The 13,158-nt window shown below is 36.1% G+C and carries 9 protein-coding genes; 8 read left to right on the plus strand and 1 reads right to left on the minus strand.

The features are described 5' to 3' along the window. Positions 1-88 precede the first annotated feature (88 nt). Entirely contained in the window at positions 89-1,132 is a 1,044-nt protein-coding gene (locus tag X953_RS01650; RefSeq protein ID WP_031538014.1) for an NAD(P)/FAD-dependent oxidoreductase, read from the plus strand. 1,259 nt (positions 1,133-2,391) lie between these two features. Here the strand turns inward: X953_RS01650 and X953_RS01655 are convergent. Continuing rightward, positions 2,392-2,775 (minus strand): Swt1 family HEPN domain-containing protein, encoded by a 384-nt coding sequence (locus tag X953_RS01655; RefSeq protein ID WP_232217796.1) that lies wholly within the window; start codon positions 2,773-2,775, stop codon positions 2,392-2,394. A gap of 552 nt (positions 2,776-3,327) precedes the next feature. Here X953_RS01655 and X953_RS01660 point away from each other — a divergent pair. The 7 genes from X953_RS01660 to X953_RS01690 all read left to right on the plus strand — a co-directional run bounded on the left by X953_RS01660 (position 3,328) and on the right by X953_RS01690 (position 13,028). After that, positions 3,328-3,588, plus strand: a complete 261-nt coding sequence (locus tag X953_RS01660) for a YolD-like family protein (RefSeq protein WP_040954083.1) — start codon at positions 3,328-3,330, stop codon at positions 3,586-3,588. A gap of 710 nt (positions 3,589-4,298) precedes the next feature. Next, complete coding sequence (locus X953_RS01665; protein WP_040954084.1) at positions 4,299-4,847, plus strand: hypothetical protein; 549 nt, start codon at positions 4,299-4,301, stop codon at positions 4,845-4,847. 1 nt (position 4,848) lies between these two features. Beyond that, a complete protein-coding gene (locus tag X953_RS01670) occupies positions 4,849-7,050 on the plus strand; it encodes a DEAD/DEAH box helicase (protein WP_040954085.1) in 2,202 nt (733 codons plus the stop codon). Positions 7,051-7,214: 164 nt separating this feature from the next. Continuing rightward, a complete protein-coding gene (hsdR, locus tag X953_RS01675; protein WP_040954086.1) occupies positions 7,215-9,608 on the plus strand; it encodes an EcoAI/FtnUII family type I restriction enzme subunit R in 2,394 nt (797 codons plus the stop codon). Between the two features lie 121 nt (positions 9,609-9,729). Next, positions 9,730-10,101, plus strand: coding sequence for a replication/maintenance protein RepL (locus tag X953_RS01680; RefSeq protein ID WP_198023305.1), 372 nt, complete (start codon positions 9,730-9,732; stop codon positions 10,099-10,101). Continuing rightward, positions 10,098-11,537, plus strand: coding sequence for an N-6 DNA methylase (locus X953_RS01685; RefSeq protein ID WP_040954088.1), 1,440 nt, complete (start codon positions 10,098-10,100; stop codon positions 11,535-11,537). Before X953_RS01680 ends, X953_RS01685 begins: the two co-directional genes overlap by 4 nt. A gap of 12 nt (positions 11,538-11,549) precedes the next feature. Then, positions 11,550-13,028, plus strand: coding sequence for a restriction endonuclease subunit S (locus tag X953_RS01690; protein ID WP_040954089.1), 1,479 nt, complete (start codon positions 11,550-11,552; stop codon positions 13,026-13,028). Positions 13,029-13,158: the final 130 nt, after the last annotated feature.

The following is a 13,158-nucleotide window of genomic DNA, read 5'->3' on the forward strand; positions in this document are numbered from 1 at the left end:
AGTGCTTGAGTATAAATAGTAATTAAATTACGATTGATATATGAGCATGTATTCATATATTAATCATAAAGTATTGGAGAGACGAAAAATGTATGACACAATTGTAATTGGTGCTGGTCAAGCTGGTCTTTCGATAGGCTACTATCTAAAAGAATATAATCATAACTATATTATTTTAGATAAAGGGAGCGAAGTGGGAGAAATCTGGAAAAAGAGATACGATTCTTTAATTTTATTTACCCCTCGAATTTATAACTCTTTACCTGGAATGTCTTTTGAAGGAGATAAACAAGGTTTTCCTACTAAAGATGAAGTTGTTACTTATCTAAAAAATTATGTCGAGAGATATGAGATACCAATTCATTTTCATACAGAAGTTGTAAGCGTCTCTAAGTTGAATGGTAACTTCTTAATAAAAACAAATCAAGGTGAATATCAAGCAAAAAATATTGTTATTGCAACTGGTCCTTTCCAAACACCTAAAATCCCATTATTTTCAAAAGAGATACCATCTACTATTAATCAAATTCACTCATCACAGTATAAAAATTCAAGTCAATTGTTGGATGGGAATGCGTTAGTAATAGGGGGAGGTAATAGTGGAGCACAGATAGCTGTGGAATTGTCTAAGGAAAGGGATACTTACTTAGCAGTTAGTAAAAATCTTAGTTACTTACCATTAGTTTTAATGAGAAAGAGTATTTTTTTTTGGTTTGATAAATTAGGAATATTGAAGGCAAACAGTAATTCGAGACTTGGAAGAATAATTCAAAAGAAAGGAGACCCCATATTTGGCTTTGAATTAAAACGGGCAATTAAAGAAAATGAAGTGAAAGTTAAGAAAAGGGTTATTGGTGTAAACAAAAATAAGATTAAATTTGAAGATAATACAATGATTAAAGTATCCAATATTATATGGGCAACAGGATTTGAAACCGAATTTCCTTGGTTACAAATAGATGGGGTTCTGGATAACGAAGGCAAAGTAATACATAGTAGAGGAGTATCAAAAATTCAAGGGTTATATTTCATTGGTTTACCATGGCAATATCGACGTGGATCTGCTTTATTACAAGGTGTAGGATATGATGCAAAACATATTGTTAAAAAAATAGAAGAAAGGTTATATTAACGAACTGGTGCTTTAGTTGAAGAATGAAATAAAATTGGACCATACATATTAGATATACCTAATATGTATGGTCCTTTTAATTTCAACTGTTTCACTTGCCTAACCTAAATATAACACTGGCTTTATGAATACATGGATGATCGTGATGGTGACGGTATGGTAGGAGAGTAAGTGTCTAGAACTTTGAAATCTAAAAAGATTATATTATTGTTTAGCAGTGTAAGTTGCTTTAATTTAAAAAGGTAGCGATAACGCTACCTTTTAATTAATCAGTATATTTATCTTTTAACTGATCAGAACCAATCCCATCTACTAAAATTAAAACTAATGGTGCAAAACTTACCACAGTTTCTGGTAATCCTTCTAAAATTATAATGTTTGTGTCAATAAATTAATTGGCTCTTCGCTATTTATGTAAAGGTGCACACTATTCCAGCCAAAAACAGGTGTTTTTTTGCATATTAGAACGGATATTTTCACGTTATCTTAGCCGAAATCTGGTGCAATGTGCTAATTTCCAACCATTTATTTATAATTATCCGATTGTGGTTTGACATGGAGCCTCTGTGGGCATGGGTTGTAGTTAATGGTGAAACAGGGAAAACACCGATTTCACAAGGCGTATAGCCTACCATGCCCACTTCTCCGTGTAAAGCCGTGTCAATGATTTTTGTTAGTATTTTCCAATCTGGAATACCGTGCTAATGTGAAACTGAAATAAAGTGTATATTTACAGTCAAAAATCAGGATTGCCTAATCTTAACCCTACATAATATATGTCAAAAATAAGGTTTGGATAGTCAAATAAATATAAAAGATTCCCTGATGAGTGACATGTAAAAAGATAACCAAGTCAAGCACCAGTCAACAGCGAAATGTCAGGGCACACAAGAAGCCTTATTTACTGCACAAGCCGATGTTAGCAATTAAAAAGGTAAGGTACCCATCCCTAGCTTATAGCACGGTACGATTTTTGTGAAATCTAGTTTCAGTACGTATTATTCAGCGTAAGGTACATCGGAGCGGGAAATGTATCCAATTCAATTATTACCTGTTATTTGGCTTTACCTTATACCTATATCCTAATCTTAATATTCGATGCAACTCGTCCATTGTTTTCCCACTGATTACGCTAATTGCATAACCTGTCCACTTCTTTTCTAGCTCTATCTAATGTTATAAGTTTATTTACCATCAATTATAAACCATCATCTTTATTAATGTAGTTTTGGGTTGGGAAAATGATAATAAGAGAGGGATTATAGATTACTTTGCATAAAGTTAACTAAAAATGCCACGTTTTCTTCTAGCAATCCAAATTCTTTATGGGTAAGTAAGTGGTTGTGGGCAATCTTGTTCCGGATTGGGTAAAGTTGGTGTAATAGCGTAAGGAATTTACGTGGGATTTTTTTGAAGGCCTTTGGATAAATGGCGAAATACGAACTGTAATCAGAAAAGTTAAGTGAATCAAATGTGCGTGATGGGGGTCTGTTATATTCCTTTCTAGGGGCTACTTCATACCAATGGATTCCGTAGTAATCTTCCATCTTTCTGTGAATGTATGAACGTAAAGAGTTTTCTATTTCGTATAAGAGTCCATATGCATTTTTCATTAATTCCAAATCAGCATTTTTTTCGGTCACAATCAATAGATTCACCTCATATTTAATTTTAGTAGTTCAATTTAACTAATACTATAGTACACTATTTACTATTTTCTGACAATGTATTTCGAGAATATTTATTAGTAGAACTCCCCAAAATGTAGAATGTACTTAAATGGTCAAGGATGTTAAGTATCTACCACCATGATTCTCAGTTAACCATTAGGTAGACTACTCTGAATGTAATCAGGATTGCCTAATCTTAACCCTATATAAATATTGTCAAAAATAAGGTTTCGATTGTATAAATTAAAAAACTCCATGAAAAGTGACATGTAACAGGACAAATAAAGGCATCAGCAATCTAATTAGATGTCACGGAACAAAAAAAGCCTTATTTGCAACACAAGTTATCGTTAGCATTCTGATTAGCAATAAATTAGGTACCCGTCTGTGAAATATGCTTGATAATAATGAAGTACAGGGACTTGTGTTCGCTTGTATATCTGTCTTCCTTCTGTTAGAGTGGAACATACGTTTCGCCGTGAGCTGATGCATATAATCTTCGTTTTTAAAGAGGTGGAGAATAGAATGGTAAATGATAGAGGCAATATCAAATGGACATCTATAATGATGCCTGAGCACATAAATCTGTTAAAGCAAATGTGGGAAGAAAAAGACCATAAGAAAAAGCCCATATTAGACGAGCAACAAGTGAATGAAATTAGTTTGAAGTTACAGTTGGCGATATCAAACGACTTGAATGTATCCATTGATTATTATAAACAGCACGATTTTCATAAGATAAATGGCAAATTAATAAAGATTGATTTAATGAGGAAGTATTTGTAACTGAATGATGAAAATTCAACGGAAATATTGCTAGAGAATATACTTGATGTGCACATAGATTAGTGAGTCTATGTGTTTTTATTTGCCTAGGTGAGTTAGGCTCCATTTGATGAGATAACTTTCAGTTCTTTTAAAGGCAACCTTATAAACGTTTGCCCTGTATGAAAAAAACCTTCTTTAAGGGCGAAAGAAATGGCTAGGGTATTAATAAATAAGATATAGTTCGCCCTGTATTTTATGTAAAGGTTTATAGGGTTTGCAAGAGGTACGCTCCTTGCTATTTCTTCCTATTTCGTAGTACATCCTCGAACATGTAAAAGATTATTATACAATTAGTAACTGCTATAATATTAATAACAATATAAGAAAGGAGAGGTGCTGTTATAAAGAAAAAGGAAACTGAGTCTGATATCTTAGTTACTTCATATATTCATGGATTTAGTTCAAAAGAAGAAGCTATAGAAAATATTGCGTTAATCCAGTCCCATCTAGATCAGGTCAATATCAAAAATAATAAACACAATAGATTGGATGAATCTTCATTTGGTTATCTGCTAAATAATGGGAACCCAATTGCTCTAGGTTCTTGGGAAAACTCCGAAAGGACACGTAATGAGATTAAACATTACCTAACCAATAATTATTGGTATAACTTGAATGATCTATCTTCTATCCCTCCTGAAACTCTACCGAAGGTAATATCTTCGATTATGAATGGTCCCTTTCGTTTTATTCAAGAGTCCTTCTCAAGTGGTGATAAACAGGCTGAAAGAAGATATCATTTGTATTTACCTGTTACAGAATTAGAAAATGTAGATTTTGAGGTTCAACAATTAATTTATGAATGGGTAAGAGATGACCTTGAGATAAAGCTCGGAATCCAATTAGATAGTAGTACATACCTTCATAAAAACATTCTGCCATCAACGAATAAAGTGAAAGTGAATAAAGATGCATCAATCTTTGATTTACAACCATACTTGAACAAATATAGACGTATTGAAAAGGTTGTGAAAAAGAAAAATGACGCAATAGGTAAGCGGGAAATGATTCAACAGGTGGCAGAGGAAAACTTTAAGGGTAAAAACATTACGTCTATAGTGAATTTCGATGAGTTATTAAAGGCCTTTCAAACGAATGGATTAGCCAAAGAACTAACCTATGATGAAAGAAGTTATTTGTACATGGCTCTAAACAATATGGAAGAAGATGGTCAAATTACCGAACAACAAAAATATGATTTAGCGGAGGTGGTTTAGAATGAGTAAAACAAAGCAAGATATTAACGAATTCAAGGGGTATCATGACGTTACTGCAGGATCATTAATTCATATCCTGCGACAACATGGAATAGACACGAGTAATATCTTTACTTTTGCTGAGAAAAATGAGTTAAAACCTGATATTACACTAAACATTAAAGGCAAGATATTTGACAATAAAGACGTATATCTGGAGTTAAAAAGAATTATTTCTTCACCAGAAAATCAAGGGAAAAGAATTTTGCTTGTGTCAGATACCGGAACGGGAAAAAGCTATGCTTTAATTAAAATGATTCATGAACTCAACGAGAAAGTTTTAGCCTCTAAGTCCACTGGTAGTGCTTCTAAACAGTTTGCAGTATATTCATGCCCAAGAAGAGCTTTAATTAACAATTTAAAAGGTGACTTTGAAAGCGATGGTAACTCTACCATGCTAACTGGCTCTGATGGGTATAGCACTTTTGAAAGGAATATCATCATTAATCAAACCCCAAGTTTTATCACCACTATTGATCATGCCCCACGTATTATTGAATCCAAATTGCAAGAGAAAAGAAGAACAACGAATAAAGAAAAGGAATGTGCTGGCCTGCTGGTAACAGACGAAATTCATGTCCTTTCCACCGATGCGTCCTTCAAGTTGGATAGAATAAGGGACCACTTAATTGCAGAAAGATCCCTTCTGGATATGCGGGGTATTTCGCTTCATGTCACTGCCACGCCCGAACTACTTCATGCAAGTGATTATGATTTGATTATTCGAATAAACCAGGAAGATCATGAGAATCCCTTCAAGGAAGCGGGATATTCCATTCTAAGTGATTCAACTAAAGAATTAAAATCTCAATTTCTTAGAATGATACGTTTTGCTGCTGAATCCGATAAAGAAAGGAAACTTCTTATCTTTATTGAAGACACAAGCTGGATTGAAGAATATTGCCAACAGCTTCAGCAGTATAACATTAAAGCGATTGGGATTATGGCAAAAAAGGAAAGTGAGCGTCAGGAGAAGGAAATTACCATTATCGACAAGGGAAATGTTTCAGGGGATATTCAAGTAATCCTTGCTACTACCGTGCTATCGTCAGGCGTTTCAATTACCAATAATCAAGAAAAGGACGAAACATGGGTACTTTGTTCTCATAATTCCATCAATCATGAGTTAACACGTCTTACTCAAATGTCACATCGTTTTAGAAATAAGTATAGTGCCTTTAAAATCTTTTTCCAAAAAGCAGATGCACCTAAACAAAGAAAAGCATTTCTATACCAAACATTTTTGAAAGAGGAGATAAAAAAGGCAGAAAACTCAAAAGAACTAATTAAGAAGGTTAGAAAAAAACCAACTGATTACATGATAGCGTTAGATAATATGGAGCAGCAATCAGGGCTTTTCTCAGATGATAATGGAAATCTGCACGTTTTAACGCCAATGATCCAAAGCACCCTTATCCGCAACAAGACGTATTACAACTATAAGAGTCAAGATGTTTTAATCCGTGAATTAGAGCAACGATTTGAATGTGAGTTCAAAAATTTTGACGAGATTGTGGTTGATACGATTGGAGAAGAGGAAGGAGTGAATGCTGGCCAACTAGGATTATCTAATCTGTCATCAAAGGAAACTCTAAAAATGATTATTGAGGATCGAAATACGTATGAACAGTTGAAAAAGGAATATATTCGGTTTGGTCGTGGGGGAAAGAATGGACTGATTGGGAAAATTAAAAGACACGCAAAAAATGACCTCACTTACTTTATTGAGCAAAGCGTTGATTATGAAATTGTCCAACAAGTTATGAAATGTCATTATGATTCTAATAAAGATGAGAAATGTTCGTATCTTGAACATAAAGCAGCTTCTCAAGAAGTAGAAAAGATAAAGTTCGCTAAGGACCCGTCAATTCAAGTTGTAATGTACAGGGAGTTATGTGACCGTTTAGAACGGGCTAATGATAAAGCGGAAGAGGTTATATTCAGTTCCTTAACAGAAATGGATCAGTATTTAAACGATGTCCTTTGGATACTTACAAAATATTATGGTTATGATTTAAAATCTACCAATATTAAGGGTGAGCATTTTAGGAATCTATTGGATTATAGATTCAAAAAATCAAATGGAAAAAGAAAATACACAGTTGTTGGCTTTATGGATGAGCAGGCTTTGAAGGATAAGTATGGGATAAAGAAAATAGTGTAGGGATTAGGGGGAGTTGCGTAATTGTGACTTCCTTTTTTCTTGAGATTATGATTTTATAGTATAGATTTGATATATAGCAAAACTTATCTAAATATATTGACTATAAATACATGCAAAAAGCCCTACATAGACTTATAATAGGGAAAAGAGGGGGTGTAAGGTAAGTGCTAGATAAAAAAGAACTAACGGAACAAGAGATACGTACTCATTTTATTACCCCTGCCATCGTTCAGAGTGGGTGGGATGATGTTCGTAAAATGCGAGAAGATTATCCATTCACCGATGGACAGGTTATCGTGCGAGGAAATTTAACGTCCAGAGGAAAAAGGAAACGAGCAGATTATCTGCTATTTTACCAACCAAATATCCCGATTGCAGTCGTTGAGGCAAAAAAGAATACATTATCCGTAAGAGCAGGGATGCAACAAGCGATAGATTATGGAGAGATTTTAGATGTACCATTTGTCTATTCTTCCAATGGGGATGGATTTGTGGAACACGACTTTCTCACAGGAGCAGAACGGGAAATCTCATTAGGTACGTTTCCAACCAGTGAGGAATTATGGAGTCGTTATAAAGAAGCCAAGGGGCTTACCGATAAACAAGAAGAATTGATTACAGAACCGTATTACTTTGCATTAGGGGATAAAACCCCACGCTACTACCAAATGGTAGCCATTAACAAAACTATAGAGGCCATCGCAAAAGGACAAAACAGACTATTGCTTGTGATGGCAACAGGAACAGGAAAGACGTACACCGCCTTTCAAATCATTCACCGCTTATGGAAAGCAAAAAGAATGAAGAAGATTCTCTTTTTAGCAGACCGAAATATACTGGTGGATCAAACGATTCAAAATGACTTTCAACCGTTTGGAAACGTCATGACGAAGATAGAACATCGAAACATGGATAGTTCGTATCAAGTTTATTTAGCCTTATATCAACAACTATCAGGGGTAACTCCTGAAATGGATATATTTCGTCAATTTAGTCCCGATTTCTTTGACTTGATTATCGTGGATGAGTGTCACCGAGGTTCCGCAAAAGAAGAGTCGAATTGGAGACGAGTACTAGAATACTTTTCATCTGCTACACAAATCGGATTGACTGCTACGCCAGTAGAACGCAAAGATGTTAGCAATACCCATTATTTTGGAAAGCCAATCTATACGTACTCTTTAAAACAAGGGATTGCTGATGGATTTCTTGCTCCATATAAAGTGGTTCGTGTAGGGATTGACCGTGACTTAGAAGGGTATCGTCCAGAAAAGGGGAAGTTGGATAAGTACGGGCAACTGATTGAAGACCGGGAATATAATCAATCGGATTATGACCGTGATTTAATCTTACAAAGAAGAACCAAATTGGTTGCTAAGAAAGTGACCGAGTTCTTAAAGAAAACGGACCGAATGGCGAAAACCATTGTCTTTTGTATCGACACTCCTCATGCCGAACGGATGAGAGAAGCACTTATTAATGAAAACAAAGACATGGTGAAAAAGAACCCGAAATACGTCATGCAAATAACAGGGGATAATAAAGAAGGAAAAGCAGAGTTAGGGAACTTCATTGATGAGGAAGAGCCATTTCCTACGATTGTCACGACCAGTAAACTTCTCACAACAGGGGTAGATTGTAAGACCTGTAAAGTGATTGTTCTCGATAACATCTTCGGAGAACATGGGATGACCGAATTTAAACAAATTATAGGGCGTGGCACTCGATTAAAGCCAGAATACGGAAAAGAGTATTTCACCGTCCTTGATTTTCGGAATGCTTCCAGATTGTTTGCGGATCCAGAGTTCGATGCGGAGCCAATTCAAATTTATGAACCAGGTGAAGGAGACGACATCGTTCCGCCAACACCAGAAGATGAAGGCGACAACCCGGATAATCCTTCTGAGGACGGACATAGTGAGGAACCAAACGGAAACAGAGGTGGCGGATTTACCTTCGGGGGAGAAGATAGACCTGGTGGTAAGACAACAAAAGGAAGAACCCGTTTTTATGTAGATGATGTAGAAGTCCGAATTGTTAATGAACGAGTCATGTATTATGACCAGGATGGGAAACTCATTACGGAAAGCCTAAAGGATTATTCCAGAAAAGGCATCCGAAAAGAATTTGCTAGTTTAGATGACTTTATTAAACATTGGACAGAATCGGATAAGAAGGAAGTTATTTTTGAGGAACTCAGGGAGCGTGGAGTGCTGCTAGAAGCATTACGGGAAGAAGTAGGAAAGGGAGATATAGATGAATTTGACCTCATCTGTCATATCGCTTTTGACCAAAAACCGTTAACCCGTTCCGAACGTGCCAAGAATGTGAAAAAGAAAGATTACCTTTCCAAGTATTCAGGAGTCGCAAGAGAAGTATTGGAAGCTATTCTTGAGAAATATCAAGATGAAGGACGTTTTGACTTCCAAGATGTCAAAGTCTTAGAATTTCAACCATTTGACCAGTATGGAAACCCAATGAAAATTGCGAAAGCCTTTGGGGGAAGAAAGAAATACATTCAAGCAATGAAAGAGCTAGAAAACAATCTATATGCGTAAGAACAGATACCTTCCGTGTTTGGGAGGTTTTTGTTTGCCTTTCTTTTGATTGATTGGGTACAATGATTTTAGTGAAAGGTATTCACCAAAATTGATGAATAAGGAGAATAGAGGTGTTGGAATGGAGGGAGACTTGGATTTTCAAAAGGCAAAGCCATTTTTAGAAGACATATTGGTATTACACGGGATGTCAAAAGGAGTCGCACGACTGCTATACGAAATGATTCCTTATGTTAACCAAGAAAATCAAATCATTATTAATGCCTTTCTGAAAAAGGAATTGGCAGAAAAGACGAGAATGAGTAAGGGAACAATTGATAACACCCTAACAAAATTAACAGAAGCGGGATTGTTTACCCGATTGGACAGAGGGGCTTATCAGATTCATTCGGTGCTGCTGGAAGTACATAATCTATTACAGGAAAAAGCCGTCAAAGTAGTGATGACCTACACTACAAAGGATAGAAACATAGAAAGTGGGGGAACAACATGACGATAGAAACAATGATTAAACGGATTCAGAATATCATGCGGCAAGATGCAGGAGTAGACGGAGATGCCCAACGGATTTCACAGCTCGTTTGGATGTTATTCTTAAAGATCTATGATGCCAAAGAGGAGTTTTGGGAGTTCTATGATGAGAATTACGAATCCATTATTCCGGAAGATTGTCGCTGGAGAAATTGGGCTATTGATGAAAAGGATGGGGAAGCTCTTACAGGAGAAGACCTTCTTAATTTTGTGAACAACACGGTATTCCCGTCGTTAAAAGAGATTCAGGTAGATCAGTTTACATTAAAGAGAAAAGCCATTGTTAAATATGTATTTGAAGATGCAAACAACTATATGAAAAACGGGACATTGCTTAGACAGGTTATTAATGTATTGAATGAAGTGGACTTTACAGAAAACGAAGAGCGACATGCGTTTAATGATATATACGAAACGATTTTGAAGGACTTGCAATCGGCTGGTTCTGCCGGAGAGTTTTATACGCCAAGAGCCATTACTACATTTTTCGCTGATATTCTAAAGCCCCAGATTAATGAAAAAGTGGCAGATTATGCCTCTGGAACAGGTGGGTTCTTGATTTCCGCATTAGATTACATGAAGGATCAAGTAAAGACACCAGCAGATAAAGAAATGCTTCAACAAAACATCTTTGGAATAGAAAAGAAACCATTGCCTTATCTGTTGGCTATTACCAATATGATTTTACATGATATAGATGCACCAAACATCTTACATGATAATTCCTTATCGAAAAACGTTCGAGACTTTAAAGAAGAAGACAAGGCGGATGTTATTTTAATGAATCCCCCTTATGGTTCTACAGAAGAGGATTCGATTCAAATGAATTTCCCTGTAAATCTGCAATCATCCGAAACGGCAGATATGTTTATGTCATTAATTCTCTATCGCTTAAAACAAAACGGACGAGCTGCGGTTGTTCTTCCAAACAGTTTCTTATTTGGGGATGATAGAGGGAAAATCAACATCAAGAGGAAACTCTTAAAAGATTGCAATTTGCACACCATTGTTCGATTACCAGAGGGTGTATTTGCCCCATACACACCGATTGCTACGAACTTATTATTCTTTGATAAAACAGAAGCTACTAAAGAAGTTTGGTACTTTGAGCATCCTCTTCCAGAGGGATACAAGCGTTATTCTAAAACTCGTCCATTAAAAGCAAATGAATTTGAGGTAGAAAAAGCATGGTGGAACAATCGAGTAGAAAATGAAAACGCCTGGAAAGTATCAACTGAAGAAATTGAAAAACGTAACTTCAATCTGGACATTCGAAACCCTAACAAAAAAGACAATTCACACGAAAATCAATCCGTACAAGAATTGATTGGAGGGTTAATCCAGTCTCAAACGAATGTAATGGAGATTCTCCAAAGTCTAGGAAAAGAACTGGAGTAAGGGGGAGAGAAGATGACAGCAATTGCTACGATAAAAGAGAAAATCTTAGATAAAGCTATTCATGGAGGGTTGACCTCACAAAGCCAAACGGATAAACCAGCCATTCTCCTCTTAGAGCGAATAAAAGAGAAGAAACAACAACTTGAGAAAGAAAAGAAAATCAAGAAACAAAAAATACTTCCAACTATAACAGAGGATGAAATTCCTTTCGATATTCCTGATAATTGGGAATGGGTTCGACTAGGAGAACTAGCGGGTAAGTTAGGTGCGGGGAAAACCCCCCTTGGTGGAAGTAAGAATTATACAGATAGCGGAATTCCATTTATTCGCTCTCAAAACGTACACAATGATGGATTAAGTATGACGGGTATCGCCTATATTCCAGAAGAGATTAATGCAACAATGCAAGGTAGCTTAGTAGAGAAAAACGACATCCTCTTAAACATTACTGGAGGTTCTATTGGAAGAAGCTGTTTATTGCCAGACGACTTTCTTACAGCTAATGTTAACCAGCATGTTGCGATTATTCGATTAGTCGATCCTGAGATTCGTTACTTCATCCATACTTGCATTATCTCCCCATATTTCCAAAAAAGAATTATGGATGTTCAAGTGGGAGCCTCAAGGGAAGGTTTGAGCATGGATAAATTATCTCAAATTTTAGTTCCAATACCTCCCTTGGAAGAGCAAGTAAGAATTATTGAAAGAATCGACAACCTGTTTTCTAAGTGTGAGCAATTAGAAGGTGAATCCTTTTTTCAAAAGGAGAGGATCCAAGCTATACGAAAACAAGCCTTGGATGATGCGTTCAAGGGTATAGTTGTTCCTCAAAGCGAAGCTGATGAACCGGCAGACGTTTTACTAAAAAAGACATTAGAGGAAAAAGAACTACTAATTAAGGATAAAGTCATTAAGAAACCCAAAGCGGTTCCAAGTGTTGATAAGGCTGATATTCCTTATGAACTTCCTAAGAACTGGACTTGGACTCGACTAGGTGAGATAGGCGATTGGGGTTCGGGTTCGACACCGAAAAGGGGCAATAGAGCTTACTATGATGGAAACATTTCCTGGTTGAAGACAGGAGAGCTAAAGGACGGCTATATTAACGATTCAGAGGAAAAAATCACAGAATTAGCTTTAAAAGAGTGTTCTTTGCGTTTAAATAAACCGGGCGATGTCTTAATCGCCATGTACGGAGCAACCATTGGAAAGTTGGGTATCTTAGAAATCGAAGCGACTACCAATCAAGCATGTTGTGCATGTACCCCATTCTCCCAAGTAAACAATAAGTATCTGTTTTACTATCTCATGTCTATACGGGATATTTTTAAAGAAAAAGGTGAAGGCGGGGCCCAACCAAACATATCGAGGGAAAAAATCGTTCAAACTCTTTTCCCACTTCCTCCATTTGAGGAGCAGAATCGTATTGTTATTAAAATCGAAACCATCATGAATATGTTGGATGATATTGAAGAGAATAGAATCAAGTAGAGCAATCCAAACCTCTCTTTTTAGGACAGAGCCTTCACCTTTTGGGCTTTGTTCTTTTTTGTTTAGTCTTCATTTACTCTCAATAGATATTACAGAAGAGTAGTTTTCCTTAATTTAACTTATTTGACAT

It is taken from the genome of Virgibacillus sp. SK37 (assembly GCF_000725285.1).
GTDB lineage: Bacteria > Bacillota > Bacilli > Bacillales > Amphibacillaceae > Virgibacillus_Q.

Excerpts from the sequence above, each read along its gene's own strand:
- X953_RS01685 (WP_040954088.1), top strand. The coding sequence starts at position 10,098 with ATGACGATAGAAACAATGATTAAACGGATTCAGAATATCATGCGGCAA.
- X953_RS01680 (WP_198023305.1), top strand. The coding sequence starts at position 9,730 with ATGGAGGGAGACTTGGATTTTCAAAAGGCAAAGCCATTTTTAGAAGAC.
- X953_RS01650 (WP_031538014.1), top strand. The coding sequence starts at position 89 with ATGTATGACACAATTGTAATTGGTGCTGGTCAAGCTGGTCTTTCGATA.
- X953_RS01665 (WP_040954084.1), top strand. The coding sequence starts at position 4,299 with ATGAATGGTCCCTTTCGTTTTATTCAAGAGTCCTTCTCAAGTGGTGAT.
- X953_RS01660 (WP_040954083.1), top strand. The coding sequence starts at position 3,328 with ATGGTAAATGATAGAGGCAATATCAAATGGACATCTATAATGATGCCT.
- X953_RS01690 (WP_040954089.1), top strand. The coding sequence starts at position 11,550 with ATGACAGCAATTGCTACGATAAAAGAGAAAATCTTAGATAAAGCTATT.
- X953_RS01670 (WP_040954085.1), top strand. The coding sequence starts at position 4,849 with ATGAGTAAAACAAAGCAAGATATTAACGAATTCAAGGGGTATCATGAC.